This window comes from Citrobacter youngae (assembly GCF_003818115.1).
GTDB classification, from domain to species: Bacteria; Pseudomonadota; Gammaproteobacteria; order Enterobacterales; family Enterobacteriaceae; genus Citrobacter; species Citrobacter youngae.
This window is the reverse complement of the sequence record NZ_RPOI01000003.1, coordinates 253,736-269,379: the sequence shown is the minus strand read 5'-3', so window position 1 is coordinate 269,379 and position 15,644 is coordinate 253,736. Positions and strand designations below refer to the sequence as shown.

General features: G+C 50.7%; 15 protein-coding genes, 1 tRNA gene, 1 rRNA gene and 2 pseudogenes. 8 read left to right on the top strand and 11 right to left on the bottom strand.

What is annotated here, in order from left to right:
- Positions 1-92 precede the first annotated feature (92 nt).
- Positions 93-208 (top strand): 5S ribosomal RNA (gene rrf / locus EHN13_RS02265).
- 343 nt (positions 209-551) lie between these two features.
- Here the strand turns inward: rrf and EHN13_RS24190 are convergent.
- From EHN13_RS24190 to aspA, 7 genes and pseudogenes are all read right to left on the bottom strand, one after another.
- Positions 552-646 (bottom strand): annotated as a pseudogene (locus EHN13_RS24190) (acetyltransferase); the annotation flags it as partial.
- 138 nt (positions 647-784) lie between these two features.
- Positions 785-860: transfer RNA gene (locus tag EHN13_RS02255), tRNA-Phe, on the bottom strand.
- Positions 861-1,020: 160 nt separating this feature from the next.
- Positions 1,021-1,596 (bottom strand): transcriptional regulator, encoded by a 576-nt coding sequence (locus EHN13_RS02250; RefSeq protein ID WP_101743244.1) that lies wholly within the window; start codon positions 1,594-1,596, stop codon positions 1,021-1,023.
- Positions 1,597-1,632: 36 nt separating this feature from the next.
- A complete protein-coding gene (locus tag EHN13_RS02245; protein WP_124020804.1) occupies positions 1,633-3,342 on the bottom strand; it encodes a protein-disulfide reductase DsbD in 1,710 nt (569 codons plus the stop codon).
- Positions 3,318-3,665: a divalent cation tolerance protein CutA gene (gene cutA, locus EHN13_RS02240; protein WP_003025447.1), complete on the bottom strand. Its 348-nt coding sequence runs from the start codon at positions 3,663-3,665 to the stop codon at positions 3,318-3,320. The genes EHN13_RS02245 and cutA overlap by 25 nt, the downstream gene beginning before the upstream one ends.
- Positions 3,666-3,790: 125 nt before the next feature.
- Positions 3,791-5,092 carry an anaerobic C4-dicarboxylate transporter DcuA gene (gene dcuA / locus EHN13_RS02235; RefSeq protein ID WP_003830670.1) on the bottom strand — a complete coding sequence of 434 codons (1,302 nt, stop codon included), beginning with the start codon at positions 5,090-5,092 and terminating at the stop codon, positions 3,791-3,793.
- Positions 5,093-5,207: 115 nt separating this feature from the next.
- Positions 5,208-6,644, bottom strand: coding sequence for an aspartate ammonia-lyase (gene aspA, locus EHN13_RS02230; protein WP_124020803.1), 1,437 nt, complete (start codon positions 6,642-6,644; stop codon positions 5,208-5,210).
- Between the two features lie 337 nt (positions 6,645-6,981).
- On the opposite strand from aspA, the pseudogene EHN13_RS02225 reads away from it, so the two are divergent.
- Positions 6,982-7,462: pseudogene (locus EHN13_RS02225) on the top strand (FxsA family protein).
- A gap of 40 nt (positions 7,463-7,502) precedes the next feature.
- Here EHN13_RS02225 and yjeH read toward each other — a convergent pair.
- On the bottom strand, positions 7,503-8,750 hold the full coding sequence (gene yjeH / locus EHN13_RS02220) for an L-methionine/branched-chain amino acid transporter (RefSeq protein WP_048212917.1): 1,248 nt from the start codon (positions 8,748-8,750) through the stop codon (positions 7,503-7,505).
- A gap of 275 nt (positions 8,751-9,025) precedes the next feature.
- Between yjeH and EHN13_RS02215 the strand changes: the two genes are divergently transcribed.
- The 3 genes from EHN13_RS02215 (at position 9,026) to EHN13_RS02205 (ending at position 11,612) form a co-directional block, all read left to right on the top strand.
- A complete protein-coding gene (locus EHN13_RS02215) occupies positions 9,026-9,319 on the top strand; it encodes a co-chaperone GroES (protein ID WP_005120976.1) in 294 nt (97 codons plus the stop codon).
- A gap of 43 nt (positions 9,320-9,362) precedes the next feature.
- On the top strand, positions 9,363-11,006 hold the full coding sequence (groL, locus tag EHN13_RS02210; protein ID WP_003830576.1) for a chaperonin GroEL: 1,644 nt from the start codon (positions 9,363-9,365) through the stop codon (positions 11,004-11,006).
- Between the two features lie 252 nt (positions 11,007-11,258).
- The gene (locus EHN13_RS02205; protein WP_003025468.1) at positions 11,259-11,612 is read left to right on the top strand and encodes a DUF4156 domain-containing protein; all 354 of its coding nucleotides are present in this window, start codon (positions 11,259-11,261) and stop codon (positions 11,610-11,612) included.
- A 179-nt stretch (positions 11,613-11,791) separates the two neighbouring features.
- Here the strand turns inward: EHN13_RS02205 and yjeJ are convergent, their stop codons facing one another.
- Positions 11,792-12,655 (bottom strand): YjeJ family protein, encoded by an 864-nt coding sequence (gene yjeJ, locus EHN13_RS02200; protein ID WP_124020802.1) that lies wholly within the window; start codon positions 12,653-12,655, stop codon positions 11,792-11,794.
- 183 nt (positions 12,656-12,838) lie between these two features.
- Positions 12,839-13,867 carry an EF-P beta-lysylation protein EpmB gene (gene epmB / locus EHN13_RS02195; protein ID WP_048212915.1) on the bottom strand — a complete coding sequence of 343 codons (1,029 nt, stop codon included), beginning with the start codon at positions 13,865-13,867 and terminating at the stop codon, positions 12,839-12,841.
- Positions 13,868-13,908: 41 nt separating this feature from the next.
- Between epmB and efp the strand changes: the two genes are divergently transcribed.
- The 3 genes from efp to ecnB all read left to right on the top strand — a co-directional run bounded on the left by efp (position 13,909) and on the right by ecnB (position 14,963).
- Positions 13,909-14,475 (top strand): elongation factor P, encoded by a 567-nt coding sequence (gene efp, locus EHN13_RS02190; RefSeq protein WP_003025478.1) that lies wholly within the window; start codon positions 13,909-13,911, stop codon positions 14,473-14,475.
- A gap of 99 nt (positions 14,476-14,574) precedes the next feature.
- Entirely contained in the window at positions 14,575-14,709 is a 135-nt protein-coding gene (gene ecnA, locus EHN13_RS02185; protein ID WP_040232999.1) for a lipoprotein antitoxin entericidin A, read from the top strand.
- A 107-nt stretch (positions 14,710-14,816) separates the two neighbouring features.
- Positions 14,817-14,963, top strand: a complete 147-nt coding sequence (ecnB, locus tag EHN13_RS02180) for a lipoprotein toxin entericidin B (RefSeq protein ID WP_003025482.1) — start codon at positions 14,817-14,819, stop codon at positions 14,961-14,963.
- 30 nt (positions 14,964-14,993) lie between these two features.
- On the opposite strand, the gene EHN13_RS02175 is transcribed toward ecnB, so the two are convergent.
- Positions 14,994-15,593 carry a helix-turn-helix transcriptional regulator gene (locus tag EHN13_RS02175; protein ID WP_048212914.1) on the bottom strand — a complete coding sequence of 200 codons (600 nt, stop codon included), beginning with the start codon at positions 15,591-15,593 and terminating at the stop codon, positions 14,994-14,996.
- Between the last annotated feature and the right edge of the window lie 51 nt (positions 15,594-15,644).

Below are 15,644 nucleotides of genomic sequence, written 5' to 3'. Positions count from 1 at the left end.
AACGCCGAAGATGTTTTGGCGGAATTGAGACGATTTTCAGCATTGATTACAGATGACATCAGAACGCAGAAGCGGTCTGATAACAGAATTTGCCTGGCGGCTGTAGCGCGGTGGTCCCACCTGACCCCATGCCGAACTCAGAAGTGAAACGCCGTAGCGCCGATGGTAGTGTGGGGTCTCCCCATGCGAGAGTAGGGAACTGCCAGGCATCAAATAAAAGCAAAAGGCCCGGTCGAAAGACCGGGCCTTTTGTTTTATCTGTGGTCTGTCGGTGAGCGCTCTCCTGAGCAGGACAAATCCGCCGGGAGCGGATTTGAACGTTGCGCAGCAACGGCCCGGAGGGTGGCGGGCAGGACGCCCGCCATAAACTGCCAGGCATCAATTAAAGTGAAGAAGCCCATCCTGACGGATGGGCTTTTTTGCGTCTGTGCGGGGTGCACATTGCCGGATGCGGTGTACCGCCTTATCCGGCCTGCGCCTTATCCGGCCTGCGCCGGGCTGAACGTATTTTGTAGGCCTGATAAGCGCAGCGCATCAGGCAATAAGTACGGCTACCCGTGTACGAGGCTGAGTAACGGGTACGGTCGTCCACTTCCGTCCGTCCCGTCACGCTAAATCCCATCTTCTTATAGAATCCAGATGTCTGCTTGCACACGGGTACGGCTAATCGTTCGTGCGGATTTTGTGAGGGGGTGTGCTGTATGGATATTGAGGGATGAGCGATTGGAAAGTATCAGAACCACAAAAGCAAAAAACCAGCCCGTAGGCTGGTTCTTCTAAATAGTGGTGCCCGGACTCGGAATCGAACCAAGGACACGGGGATTTTCAATCCCCTGCTCTACCGACTGAGCTATCCGGGCAACGGGGCGCATTAAACCGTATTCACGTCGGTCAGTCAATTAAATTTCGGGGAAAACCGTTCAACCGCTTAATATTGCGGCAATCTACGCATTTGTGCCTGAAGATTGAACAAAATAGGGAGGTGCCCCAGTCTCGCGCTCTCCAATAAGCATTGTGCGCTTAGGTCAGCGCCCCACCCATACGACACTGAGCAAAACGCAGGATATCTTCGGCCAGACGATGTGCTGTTTCTACATCAGCATGGCTGCGATTAACCAGCATGCGACTCAGGCAGCCCTCCAGCACCAGTTCCATCTGTTTGGCGACCATTGCCGGGTCATCAACTTCCAGCGTCGTCAGCAGCTCATGGGTGAAGTCATGTGCAGCCTTTTTCTGTTGATCGGCCAACTGATGGACAGGATGGCCTGGATCGGGGTAAAACGTGCAGGCAGCGATGAACAGGCAGCCTGGATAGCGATTATTACTCACGCATTCGGACAGCGCGTTATAGCGTGCCAGTAGTTTCTGCTCAGCGCTCAGCGTGTCATCCAGCAAAAGCTGACGCCGCCAGATATCCACCCGTTGACTGAGGTAACGCAAGGCATCGTACAGAATGGCCTCTTTATCAGGCCAGAAGCGTTGCAGTTCATCAAGTGGATAATTGACATGCTCTGCCACCATTTCCAGTGTGGTATTGGCTATCCCTTGAACCTCAAGTAATTTCAGGGCTTCTCCCAGGACATCTTCACGTTGCACGGTATTCTCCTCCGTATTTCCTGTTGCAAGTGTCGCTCACGGTTGGCGATCGCGCAAATGTGCGCTGAAGGTCGCGGCATCCATAAAACCCGTTACCCGGGCCTCCGGATGCTCTTTTCCCTCGGCATCAAAGAACAAGATAGTCGGCAAACCTAAAACCTGTAGGTGTTTCAGCAGAGCGACATCCTGGGCATTGTTTGCTGTCACATCCGCTTGCAACAGCACCGTGTTGCCTAGCGCTTGCTGAACCTGCGGAGTACTGAACGTGTACTTTTCAAATTTCTTACAGGCTACACACCAGTCGGCATACAGATCCAGCATGACTGGCCTGCCTTTAGCTTGCTCCAGCGCTTGATTTAACGCATCTACCGATGCCACCGGCGTGAAGTTAAGGTGTGCCTGGGTTTGAGTATGCGGCGCGCCGAACGCCCAGTCTTGCAGTGGACGCACGCATACCAGTGCTGCGGCTAACAGGACAATCTGCACGATACGCATCCAGGCGTGCTTTGCCTGCAGGCTGGTGATGAACGCCCAGCCAAAGAACGCGACGCCTAACAGTGACCATAAGCGAATGCCCCATTCGTCGCCAATAATGCGTTCGAGTAAAAAGACGGGAAGCGCAAGGATGACGAAACCAAAAGCGGTTTTGACATGTTCCATCCATGGGCCACTTTTAGGCAGCAGGCGGTTACCAAATACGGTAATCAGCATCAGGGGTAATCCCATCCCCAGTGCGTACAGATACAGCGTGCCGCCTCCCAGCCACATGTTCCCGCTCTGAGCGATATACAGCAAAATCGCGCTTAGCGGGGCTGTGGTGCAAGGGGAACAGATGAGGCCGGCAATCGCTCCCATCGCAAAGACGCTACCAGGAGAGCCGCCTTGCTGGCGGTTGCTCATCAATGTGAGACGCGTCTGCAACGATGAAGGGAGCTGCAGCGTGAACAGGCCAAACATCGACAGAGCCAGCAGCGTAAAGACAATGGTAAGCCCAATCAATACATAGGGATGCTGTAGCGCGGCCTGAAACTGTAGCCCGGCAGCCGCAACGACCAGACCCAGCGCGGTATAGGTGAGCGCCATTCCCTGTATGTAGATAAAGGTCAGCAGCAGAGCCCGCCCGGTTGATAAGCGTTGTTTACCGCCGAGTACGATCCCGGAAATCAGTGGATACATCGGCAATACACAGGGGGTAAAGGCAATGCCAATCCCGATCAGCAATGCCCACAGTGCGGAAAAGGGGAGTTGGGCGGCTGGCTGTGATTGTTTTTCCGGGGCGACTGTATCAGGCGTTGGTGTAGGCGTCGCATCTGTACGAGCCATGACTTCACTGAGTGGAACGGTTTTGGTTTCCGGCGGATAGCAAAATCCGGCATCGGCACAGCCCTGGTAAGTAACGGTCAGCGTTGCACCAGATGCGGCCTGATTGATCGTTACCGGAACGTTCAACTGCTTACGGTAAATTTCACTTTTGCCGTAAAACTCATCTTCATGCCAGACGCCTGGCGGTAGCTTTACCTCGGCAATATCAGCCTGAGACGGTGTAATGCTTATCTGTTTGCGGTACAGGTAGTAGCCGTCTTTTACCTGCCATGAGAAGTTCAGGTCATGTTGGTTTTGCTGAAAATCAAAAATAAATGCCCGGTCGGCAGGGACAAACTGCGAGCGGCCAGGCGAATCAAATAATCCGGCAAAAGTGGATGTGCTGCATAGCAGCAGGATCAGCGTAAGGATGCGTTGAGCCATGAGCGGTAATCAAAGTCTCCGTGAGTGACGGGTAAAACCAGAAGTTCAGGGGTTTGATATGGATGATGAGACTTCAGGCAATCGAGAAGCGCTTGCTGGTGCGTGACGGTAGTTTTTAAAATCATCTGGACTTCATATTCCTGCTCCAGCTTACCCTCCCAATAATAGAGAGACGTTGCACCGGGCAGCAGCGTCACGCAGGCGGCCAGTTTTTCTGCCAGTACTTTTGCAGCCAGATCCTGGGCGGTCGCTTCATCCGGGGCGGTACAGAGCACCACAACGGTATCGGGGATGGAGATATCCTGACTCTTAACATCAAGCATAAACACCTCGAAAGAACAGAGTAACCAGCAAGAGAACGGTAACTATACAACGGACGAGGGAAGGATGTTAGTTAAAGCGAGGCGGGGAGGTACTGCGGGATGCCTAAGCACCCCGCAGGTAAAACTTACAGCATGAAGCTACCCAGCAAGAAGCCGAAGCAGACAGCCAGAACCACACCCAGAGTACCCGGGATGAAGAACGGATGGTTAAAGACGAATTTACCGATACGGGTAGTACCGGTGTCATCCATCTGAACCGCCGCAACCAGAGTTGGGTAGGTAGGCAGAATGAACAGGCCAGAAACCGCAGCGAAAGACGCTACAGCGGTCAGTGGAGAAACGTTCAGTGCCAGAGCCATCGGCATCAGTGCTTTAGCCGTTGCAGCCTGAGAATACAGCAGAGCAGAAGCAAAGAAGAAGATGACAGCCAGCAGCCACGGATGACCCTGAATTACGCTACCTGCAGTATCTTTGATCCAGTCAATGTTGTGAGATACGAAGGTATCACCCAGCCATGCAACACCCAGGATACAAATACAGGCGCTCATACCGGCTTTGAAGGTGCTGGAGTTCAGGATGGAGTCAGTTTCAACGCGGCAGATGATTGTCGTCAGCGTCGCGATGCTCAACATGATGATCAGAATGGCGTTGGTGGTGTTCATCAGCGGTTTAGCGACCAGGCCAAGGCTTGGGCTGTTGACGATGGCGTAAACAACGACGCAAACCACGCCCAGCAGGAACAACCAAACGGAGGTTTTCGCGCCAGCTTTGATTTCAACTTGTCTTTCACCGCGCAGTTCAACCAGACCTTCTTCCAGACGCTTACGATAAATCGGGTCGTCAGACAGTTTGGAGTTGAACAGTGCGGTGACCAGGAAGGACATCACCAGAACGGCCAGCAGGGTAGACGGAATGACCACTGACAGCAGGTGAATGTAGCTGATACCATGACCTTCCATGACGGAAGACATGTAAACCACGGCCGCTGAGATAGGTGATGCGGTAATCGCAATCTGTGCAGAAACCACTGCGGTAGAGAGCGGACGGCAAGGTTTGATCCCTTGCTCCTTCGCGACTTCAGCGATAACTGGCAGCGTTGCCAGAGAGATGTTGCCGGTACCGGCAAAGATAGTCAGGAAATAGGTCACGATCGGTGCAAGGATTGTGATGTATTTCGGGTTCTTACGCAGCAGTTTTTCAGTTTGATGGACCAGATAGTCCAGACCACCGGCAATCTGCATGGCGGAGATAGCAGCGATAACCGCCATGATAATGGAAATAACATCGAACGGAATATTACCCGGTTTTACGCCAATAGCGGCGAGAACCAGAACACCCAGCCCACCTGCAAATCCAATACCGATACCCCCAAGTCTGGCACCCAAAAAGATTGCCAGCAAAACGATGATAAGTTCTAAAACTATCATATTAGCCTTCCTTGTTGTTTAACAAGTTGATATTAAATTGTTGTTTTTAAGTAACTTGGTGCAAGAAAAAAGGCACGTCATCATGACGTGCCCTCTCTGGTACTACCCTACACGATTACTGTTCGCTTTCATCAGTATAACGTTTTGCTTTATAAGCCGGGTGCATCAGGTTCTGTGCAGAGAAGATATCGTCCAGTTCTGCCTCGGTCAACAGACCGCGCTCCAGGACAACTTCACGCACGCTCTTACCGGTTTCGGCACAAATTTTACCGACGATATCGCCGTTGTGGTGACCGATGAACGGGTTGAGGTAGGTGACGATACCGATGGAGTTATAAACGAATGCTTCACACACTTCTTTGTTAGCAGTGATGCCGCTAACGCATTTTTCCAGCAGGTTGTAGCAAGCATTGCTCAGAATGTGGATAGATTCGAACATTGCCTGGCCGATAACAGGTTCCATTACGTTCAGCTGCAGCTGACCTGCTTCAGATGCCATGGTAACAGTGACGTCGTTACCGATGACTTTAAAGCACACCTGGTTTACAACTTCTGGAACAACCGGGTTCACTTTTGCTGGCATGATGGAAGAGCCCGCCTGCAGTTCCGGCAGGTTGATCTCATTCAGGCCGGCACGTGGGCCAGAGGAGAGCAAACGCAGGTCGTTACAGATTTTGGACATTTTCACAGCCAGACGTTTCAGTGCACCGTGCACCATAACGTATGCGCCGCAGTCGGAGGTGGCTTCAATCAGGTCTTCTGCAGGAACGCAGGCGAAACCGGTCACTTCAGCCAGTTTTTGCACTGCCAGCGGAGAGTACTCTTTCGGTGTGTTCAGACCCGTACCGATTGCAGTTGCGCCGAGGTTAACCTCCAGCAGCAGCTCAGCGGTACGGCCAATGTTTTTCACTTCTTCTTTCAACAGTACGCTGAAAGCACGGAATTCCTGACCGAGGGTCATCGGTACAGCATCCTGCAGCTGGGTACGACCCATTTTCAGGATGCCCTGGAATTCAACAGCTTTTTGCTCGAAGCCTTCACGCAGCTGGTTCAGAGCATCAATCAGTTTGATGATGGATGCGTAAACAGCGATACGGAAACCGGTCGGGTAAGCGTCGTTGGTAGACTGACATTTGTTGACGTGGTCGTTCGGGTTCAGGTACTGATATTCACCTTTCTGGTGACCCATCAGTTCCAGACCGATATTGGCCAGCACTTCGTTGGTGTTCATGTTGACGGAGGTACCCGCACCACCCTGGTAAACATCTACCGGGAACTGATCCATGCATTTTCCGTTATTCAGGACTTCATCACACGCCGCGATGATGGCATTTGCCACGCTCTTAGGAATAGTTTGCAGCTCTTTGTTGGCCAGTGCCGCTGCCTTTTTAACCATTACCATGCCGCGAACAAATTCAGGAATGTCACTGATTTTGTTGTTGCTAATGTAGAAGTTTTCAATCGCTCTCAGAGTGTGGACACCATAGTAAGCGTCCGCTGGAACTTCCCTGGTACCCAACAAGTCTTCTTCGATACGAATGTTGTTTAACATGTGAACCTTCTTTTTCAAGCTGCCAATGATTTGACTAAACACACAGGATATATGTGATTTCGATTGTTTCTCGACCGACGATTATCCCCTGCATCGGTCTGATACCCGAGATCATATGCTGGTTCAGGATTTCTACCGTAATCTGGATCACTTAAAGCGTGGAATTTACCCCTTATTTATTATTCTGTGAAATAGATCACCCCTTTAGGATTAACACCAAATATTAGTGTACAAGCAGCTTGAAATTTTGCTAATCACCCCAATATTAGAGTGATGCAAGTCACACAATTTTCGAGCAGTTGTTGGTGAAAACGACTGTTTTCAACAGGAGAGCCCTTTGCGCTGGATACCATTACTTGCCATTTTTCTCTACGTTTACATAGAGATATCTATTTTTATCCAGGTTGCCCATGTGCTGGGTGTCCTGATGACGCTGATTTTGGTTATTTTTACCTCGGTTATCGGTATGTCTCTGGTTCGTAACCAGGGGTTTAAGAACTTTTTACTGATGCAACAGAAAATGGCAGCAGGTGAAAGTCCGGCTGCAGAAATGATCAAGAGCGTGTCGCTGATTATCGCCGGCTTGCTGTTGGTGTTGCCTGGTTTCTTCACCGATTTCCTCGGTCTTCTTCTTTATATTACCTCCGGTGCAGAAACATTTGACCATGAAGTTGCTGCCACATTTGCGTTTTTCGCGTATGCCAGGTGGTGGATTTAGTGCCGGAACCGGTGGAGGTGAGACCTTCGACGGTGAATTTCAGCGTAAAGACGATGAGCGCAACCGTCTTGATCATAAAGACGACGATCGTCGCGACTGACCCTGCAGGCCCGGTAAGTGCTACCGGGCTTTCTTATTGCTTATTTGGCCTCAGCCATTTTCCGGCTCGGTAAAAACAGCCACAGCCCTGCCAGCATAATCAGCGCATACAGGCTCTTCCAGCCTACCATCGCTAACAGCAGCAGACACAGAAGACCGCCAATAACCGCCAGCGCGCGGTATTGTCCTTTCAGTAATCGACATCCCGCCAGCATGCACAGCAGATAAATCATAATAAAGATGCCGTTAGCGTAGATGATTAACGCGTCGAGATTGATTTGCAGCATATAGATGCACAATGTACTGACGACGCAGCAGCCCAATACGGCGTTTAGCGCATTGCCCGGAAGATGGCGAGGGGATAGACGAGCCAGACAGCTCTCAGGTTTATATTGTGCTTGCGACCACACCAGACGGGCGAAACTTTGGATATAAATGTTCAGGCTGGCAAAGCAGGCCAAATAACCAATGATGCAGGCAACCCACAGGGCGTGAACGCCAAACAGTTGAACGACGATTTCAGGCAGCGATGCCGCCGCCGCCATCTGCTCTCCGTACGCACCAAAATGAAGTACAACGACGGTACATGCCCAGTACACGGAACCGGCCAGTAGCAGACCTATCATCAGCGCGCGTGGGAAATCCCGCTCCGGATTTTTGAATTCAGAGGCCAGGTGTGCGAACGCTTCAAGGCCAACAAAGCACCAGAACATCACCGACAGCGCGGCAAAAAGCCCGGGAAACTCAATTTTGTCGATGGCAGGAAAGGGGATCTCACTCGGTTTCAACTCGCCAGCCCACCAGATGGCGACAATCAGCGCGACGATCAGTCCGGCAATCACCGTTTGCAGGTTTGCGCTGGAGCTGGCACCCCGCGAACCGATGTACCAGACCAATACCAGCGTGCCGAGCTCTGCTAACAGAAGCTGCCAACCATGCCAGCCAAACATTGCCTGGCCGAATCCGGCGGCAATGTGCAACGCCGCAGGTAACCCCACTGGAATTACCGATAAAAAAAGCCACCCGGTAACGCGCTCAAGCCGTGAGCCAAAGGCCATGCCGACAAAATGCGCCACGCCGCCTGCGCTGGGAAAATGGCGACCGAGTACGGCAAAGACAATCGCCACCGGAAAGACTAAAACGATCAGCACCGGCCATGCCCACAGGCTGTTGTTGCCAGCAACCAGCGCGGCAAGTGCGGGGACGGCGAAAACGCCTGTACCTAACAATGATGTCGACAACAGGCCAACGCCTTGAGCCAGTCCCAGCTCTTGTTTTAATCCGCTCATAAGTTGTTATCCGGTTATGCCCATGTACCGGGCTACAGCGCAGATTTTCGATGGTATCACAATCGGATTTGCTTATGACGACGTAGCTGAAATCGTTATGAAATGTGAGGCGTGTCGGTGTTTTGACGGGATTTTCTGCTGATAAAAATTTTTTTTCGCTTGCCCCCTTGAAGGCACAAAAGCCCATCCCCATCTCTCTGGTCACTAGCCGGGATACCGTTTACGGGCCGGCGTCACCCATAACTGATAAAGACTTTCTCAAAGGAGAGCTATCAATGAGTATTCGTCCGTTACATGATCGTGTGATCGTCAAACGTAAAGAAGTTGAATCCAAATCTGCTGGTGGCATCGTACTGACCGGTTCCGCTGCAGGTAAATCAACTCGTGGCGAAATCATCGCTGTCGGTAAGGGTCGCATCCTGGACAACGGTTCTGTACAGCCGCTGGACGTGAAAGTCGGCGATATCGTTATTTTCAACGATGGCTACGGTGTTAAATCTGAGAAGATCGACAATGAAGAAGTGTTGATCATGTCTGAAAGCGACATCCTGGCAATTGTTGAAGCCTAATCCGCGAACGACACTGAACATACGAATTTAAGGGAAAGAGAAAATGGCAGCTAAAGACGTAAAATTCGGTAACGACGCTCGTGTGAAAATGCTGCGCGGCGTAAACGTACTGGCAGATGCAGTGAAAGTTACCCTCGGTCCAAAAGGCCGTAACGTAGTTCTGGATAAATCTTTCGGTGCACCGACCATCACTAAAGATGGTGTTTCCGTAGCACGTGAAATCGAACTGGAAGACAAGTTCGAAAACATGGGTGCGCAGATGGTGAAAGAAGTTGCCTCTAAAGCGAACGACGCTGCAGGTGACGGTACCACCACCGCAACCGTACTGGCTCAGTCAATCATCACTGAAGGTCTGAAAGCCGTTGCTGCGGGCATGAACCCGATGGATCTGAAACGTGGTATCGACAAAGCTGTCGCTGCTGCTGTTGAAGAACTGAAAGCACTGTCCGTACCGTGCTCCGACTCTAAAGCTATTGCTCAGGTTGGTACTATCTCCGCTAACTCCGACGAAACCGTAGGTAAACTGATCGCTGAAGCGATGGACAAAGTCGGTAAAGAAGGCGTGATCACCGTTGAAGACGGTACCGGTCTGCAGGACGAACTGGACGTGGTTGAAGGTATGCAGTTCGACCGCGGCTACCTGTCTCCTTACTTCATCAACAAGCCGGAAACTGGCGCAGTAGAACTGGAAAGCCCGTTCATCCTGCTGGCTGACAAGAAAATCTCCAACATCCGCGAAATGCTGCCGGTTCTGGAAGCCGTTGCGAAAGCAGGCAAACCGCTGCTGATCATCGCTGAAGATGTTGAAGGCGAGGCGCTGGCAACTCTGGTTGTTAACACCATGCGCGGTATCGTGAAAGTGGCTGCGGTTAAAGCACCTGGTTTCGGCGACCGTCGTAAAGCGATGCTGCAGGATATCGCTACCCTGACCGGTGGTACCGTTATCTCTGAAGAGATCGGTATGGAGCTGGAAAAAGCAACTCTGGAAGATCTGGGTCAGGCTAAACGCGTTGTTATCAACAAAGACACCACCACCATCATCGATGGCGTGGGTGACGAAGCTGCAATCCAGGGTCGCGTGACTCAGATTCGTCAGCAGATCGAAGAAGCAACTTCAGACTACGACCGTGAAAAACTGCAGGAGCGCGTAGCGAAACTGGCTGGCGGCGTTGCAGTTATCAAAGTAGGTGCTGCGACTGAAGTTGAAATGAAAGAGAAGAAAGCTCGCGTTGAAGATGCCCTGCACGCTACCCGTGCTGCGGTAGAAGAAGGCGTGGTTGCTGGTGGTGGTGTTGCGCTGATCCGTGTAGCAAGCAAAATTGCCGGCCTGAAAGGTCAGAACGAAGACCAGAACGTAGGTATCAAAGTTGCGCTGCGCGCAATGGAATCCCCACTGCGTCAAATCGTACTGAACTGCGGCGAAGAGCCGTCTGTAGTGGCTAACACCGTGAAAGCGGGTGACGGTAACTACGGTTACAACGCTGCAACTGAAGAATACGGCAACATGATCGACATGGGTATCCTGGATCCAACCAAAGTAACGCGTTCTGCTCTGCAGTACGCGGCTTCTGTTGCGGGTCTGATGATCACCACCGAGTGCATGGTTACCGACCTGCCGAAAGGCGATGCGCCTGACTTAGGTGCTGCCGGTATGGGCGGCATGGGTGGAATGGGCGGCATGATGTAATTGCCCACACCCTGCATCCTTCAGGCTGCAGATGCGTTGGCTGCGTTTGCTAACCCCAGTCACTTACTTGAGTAAGCTCCTGGGGATTAACAAACTGGCCGCCTTCCTGCAACCAGAATGATTTGGGTGCTCATCTCCCAGAATTGAGAAACCCCCGGGCAGAAATGTCCGGGGGTTTTTCTTTTGGTCATCTTTTTAGTATATGATTCAGCTACGGACATAACGTCCAACTAATTGATTATGGGGAATGACATGCACGTGAAATATTTAGCAGGGATCGTTGGTGCCGCGCTACTGATGGCGGGTTGTAGCTCCAGCAACGAACTGAGTTCAGCCGGGCAAAGCGTACGCTTTGTCGAAGACAAGCCTGGCGCAGAGTGCCAACTGATAGGCACGGCAACCGGTAAGCAAAGCAACTGGCTTTCTGGCCAGCACGGCGAAGAGGGCGGCTCAATGCGTGGCGCAGCAAACGATCTGCGTAACCAGGCTGCGGCAATGGGCGGTAACGTGATTTATGGCGTCAGCAGCCCATCGCAGGGAATGCTCTCCAGCTTTGTTCCTACCGCCAGTGAGATGATTGGGCAGGTTTATAAGTGCCCTAACTGATTACACTTCATCCTTCAACCAGCCTCTTTGTTGGCTGCGCTGTGAAACCCCAGTCACATAGTTATCTATGCTCCTGGGGATTTTCTTCGCTTGCCGCCGCGATGCAGATTGAATGATTTTGTGTAATAAAGTGGCCTGGACAGGCTCATGCAATCGTAGGCCTGATAAGCGCAGCGCCATCAGGCATTCTGAGTCTTATGCGCAGACTGAACGCGTAAATGATGCAGCGCGCGCAGGCACTGATCCTGATTGAGCTTTTGCGTCTTATCACCCGTCAACGTTCTGACAAACACCTGGCACGGTACACCGGCAAGTTTTTTCAGCCGTGGGCTGAAATCGAGCAGACGGCGAGTAATGGCTTCGGCCTCTTTGCTGCCGGAAAGAGCGCGAGTTTTTACTACCGAACCACAGTACTGGGCTTTTCCTTTATCATCCGTATAGCGGTAAATAATCGCCAGATAATGATTAAACAGGTTATGTTTCCATTCGGGTTGTGTATAAGAATCGTATTCCAGATTGTCGTTTTGCTGGCAATCCACATCGTACAGCGGCAGAAAATCCAGCAGCGATGTAATTCGTAGCGCTAAATCCCGCATGCCAGCATTATTTATTGCATGAATAATTGCATGCGCCAGCACCTGAATCTGTAATTCATTAATCAGTAATTCATCTGTTTTCCCGTCATGCAGCGTCAGAGAAAATGCTAAGTTCTCCCCTTTATCATCCACTAACGTCAGTGAATTTATGCGACGGTTAATATCCGCATTCTTTAACTCATCTTCCTGAATTAAAGGAATATTTTCGTGCATCTTTTTGCTGGCTTTCTCGCATTCTTTCTCATATTGCACACGCTCGTCTTCGCTTAGTTGATGTTTGGCGTATAGCTTGCTTTCCAGAGCAATAAACAAGTCTCTTAGCCCAAGCGGAGAAAGAAAAAACAGCGACTCTTTATTTCTTGGTTCTTTTATCTTTAATGCCAAAGCAACAAATTCATTCTTCTGACGAATAACACCGCTATTAATACCTTTAATACTGATAGCCATCAAAGGTTCTCCCTAACCATATATTTATTGATGTTCTGCATTTGAAACTATTGATAAAATTTACGAATGAATGATTTTACAGCGCTAATTAAAATAGCACAGATTAAAAGTGTGGCTCCACTTGTTGGAATTTAAATGATAAGTAATCGTGTCGAGTGTCCGAAATCGGACACTCAATAATGACTATTGTTGGCGTAACTGCAAATCCAACGGCGTTTTACTTGGCTCACCGCCAATTTCGCGCGCCAGTTTTGGGACCATATAGCCTGAAATCAGCGTCAGCAGCTCTCGCATGATTTTCCGTGCCTCATCGTCACTCACCATAAAGTGAGCGGCTCCCTGCACTTTATCCAGTACATGCAGGTAATAGGGCATTACGCCCGCATCAAACAGTGCATTGCTCAGGTTTGCCAGCGTTTGTGCGTTGTCGTTCACGCCACGCAGCAGGACGCTTTGGTTAAGCAATGTGACACCCACTTTACGCAAGCTGGCCATTGCCTGACGAAATGTCTCATCAATTTCGTTCGCGTGATTAATGTGATTGACCAGCAGAATCTGCAGGGAAGAGTGTGCAAAACGCTCGACCAGTCCTTCAGTAATACGCGCCGGGATAACAATCGGCAAACGGCTGTGAATTCGCAGACGCTTAATATGCGGGATGGCTTCCAGTTGCGTGAGCAACCAGTCCAGTTCATGGTCTTTGGCCATTAACGGATCGCCACCGGAGAAGATAATCTCATCCAGCTCAGGATGTGCGCTAATGTAGTCCAGGGCGACCTGCCAGTTGCGCTTATTGCCCTGGTTTTCAGCATACGGGAAGTGTCGGCGGAAGCAATAGCGACAATTTACCGCACAACCGCCTTTAACCAGCAATAGCGCCCGGTTGCGATATTTGTGCAGTAATCCTGGAACGACGCTGTGCTGCTCTTCCAGTGGATCGGTCGAGTAGCCTGGTGCGGAAACGAACTCTTCCTGAGAAGTAAGTACCTGACGCAAAAGCGGATCGTCTGGATTGCCTTTTTCCATGCGGGCAATAAACGCACGCGGAACGCGCAGGGCGAAAAGCCGTCTCGCATCGCGTCCGGCCAACAGTTTTTCATCTGCGTCTATATTCAAAAGATGCAGAAGTTCATCAGGATCGGTCACAACATCGGCAAGTTGCGATAACCAATCTTCTCTGGATGGGGTATTTAGGGTTACAATATGCGCCATTTTGTGGCTTAGCTACCAGTTAACAATTTTCAGAGGGCCTTATGGCAACGTACTATAGCAACGATTTTCGTGCTGGTCTTAAAATCATGTTGGACGGCGAACCTTATGCGGTTGAAGCCAGCGAATTCGTTAAACCAGGTAAAGGCCAGGCGTTTGCGCGCGTTAAGCTGCGTCGCCTGCTGACCGGTACTCGCGTAGAGAAAACCTTCAAGTCTACCGACTCCGCTGAAGGCGCAGACGTAGCCGACATGAACCTGACTTTCCTGTATAGCGACGGTGAGTTCTGGCACTTTATGAATAACACCACTTTCGAACAGCTGGCTGCTGACGAGAAAGCGGTAGGCGATAACGCTAAATGGCTGCTGGACCAGGCTGAATGCATCGTGACCCTGTGGAACGGTCAGCCGATCTCCGTGACTCCGCCGAACTTCGTTGAGCTGGAAGTCGTTGAAACCGACCCAGGTCTGAAAGGTGACACTGCAGGTACTGGTGGTAAACCAGCGACGCTGTCCACCGGTGCAGTGGTTAAAGTTCCGCTGTTCGTACAGATCGGCGAAGTCATCAAAGTGGATACCCGCTCTGGCGAATACGTATCCCGCGTGAAGTAATATTCTTCATCTTTCAGGCTGCATCAGGCGGCCTGAATGATTTTGCGTATTTCTAAGATGTGGGTGCAGATTGCTGCGCCATACTTTTCCAGGGCAGGAATGATGAAACGTCTTCTCGGTCTTGTAATGCTTATCCTTTTCACCAGCACCCTCCTGGCGGGCTGTAATACGGCGCGCGGCTTCGGTGAAGATATCAAACATCTCGGTAATTCAATTTCTCACGCTGCCAGCTAGTCCCCTCATGTTGTCTTAAAAACGGTCGTTTATCCGTCACCCCCCCGGATCTTGTCTATTATTAAGTAGCTATACACAAACAATATTGGCTAAAAAAGGAAGACGTTATGGTTAAGAAGACAATTGCTGCGATCTTTTCTGTGTTGGTACTTTCTTCCGTATTAACGGCGTGTAATACGACGCGAGGCGTAGGTCAGGATATTTCTGAGGGCGGTAGTGCCATTTCTGGTGCAGCGACAAAGGCTCAGCAATAGCGATGAACGGTACGACGTACCGTCGTACCGTTAATTCATCTTCTCAGGTAGAGAGAGAAACGGTGAAAAGCGGTTCCCCAGGTGCAGCTTCATACGGATATTTCGCTTATAGGTGTATACCGTCTTACCATGAATGCAGAGCGCGGCGGCTATTGCATTGTTATCAACGCCATCCATCCACAACGACAGTACCTTCTCTTCCTGTGGTGTAAGCAGCGGTGTGGCATTTTTAGGTGTATCCAATACGGGGCGGATCTGTAGTGCATTCTGGATCGTGCGCGAAAGATCATGCAACGCGATGTGTTTGGACAATGTCGAGTGAACGGCAGAGTGAGGGGGATCGATTGGGTTATGCGATCGGTCGCCTGATTGTAGTAAAATCAGTGGGATGGCGCCGCAGCTCATAAAAAATGGTGCGATGGGGGGGCTGGAGTGAATATCGCTGAGAAAACTACATAAATCTGCGATTACCAGATGTGGCTTCCACTGCAAAATATGCTCTTTAGCCAACATCAGATTATTAATCCCTGACACCAGAAATGAAGAGTTGAACATACCAGAATGATTAAGCAAGGCCTCTATCCCTGTGCGGGTGAAGTGGCACCGGTCAATCACTAAAATTTTAAGCATAAACCTTTCGCATTCAGAAGAGGATCAAATGGCTTTCTGAGTTCAGAAAGC

Coding starts and splice junctions, on each gene's coding strand:
- EHN13_RS02245 (WP_124020804.1), bottom strand. CDS start 3,342: ATGGCTCAACGCATCCTTACGCTGATCCTGCTGCTATGCAGCACATCC.
- cutA (WP_003025447.1), bottom strand. CDS start 3,665: ATGCTTGATGTTAAGAGTCAGGATATCTCCATCCCCGATACCGTTGTG.
- dcuA (WP_003830670.1), bottom strand. CDS start 5,092: ATGATAGTTTTAGAACTTATCATCGTTTTGCTGGCAATCTTTTTGGGT.
- aspA (WP_124020803.1), bottom strand. CDS start 6,644: ATGTTAAACAACATTCGTATCGAAGAAGACTTGTTGGGTACCAGGGAA.
- yjeH (WP_048212917.1), bottom strand. CDS start 8,750: ATGAGCGGATTAAAACAAGAGCTGGGACTGGCTCAAGGCGTTGGCCTG.
- EHN13_RS02215 (WP_005120976.1), top strand. CDS start 9,026: ATGAGTATTCGTCCGTTACATGATCGTGTGATCGTCAAACGTAAAGAA.
- groL (WP_003830576.1), top strand. CDS start 9,363: ATGGCAGCTAAAGACGTAAAATTCGGTAACGACGCTCGTGTGAAAATG.
- EHN13_RS02205 (WP_003025468.1), top strand. CDS start 11,259: ATGCACGTGAAATATTTAGCAGGGATCGTTGGTGCCGCGCTACTGATG.
- yjeJ (WP_124020802.1), bottom strand. CDS start 12,655: ATGGCTATCAGTATTAAAGGTATTAATAGCGGTGTTATTCGTCAGAAG.
- epmB (WP_048212915.1), bottom strand. CDS start 13,867: ATGGCGCATATTGTAACCCTAAATACCCCATCCAGAGAAGATTGGTTA.
- efp (WP_003025478.1), top strand. CDS start 13,909: ATGGCAACGTACTATAGCAACGATTTTCGTGCTGGTCTTAAAATCATG.
- ecnA (WP_040232999.1), top strand. CDS start 14,575: ATGATGAAACGTCTTCTCGGTCTTGTAATGCTTATCCTTTTCACCAGC.
- ecnB (WP_003025482.1), top strand. CDS start 14,817: ATGGTTAAGAAGACAATTGCTGCGATCTTTTCTGTGTTGGTACTTTCT.
- EHN13_RS02175 (WP_048212914.1), bottom strand. CDS start 15,593: ATGCTTAAAATTTTAGTGATTGACCGGTGCCACTTCACCCGCACAGGG.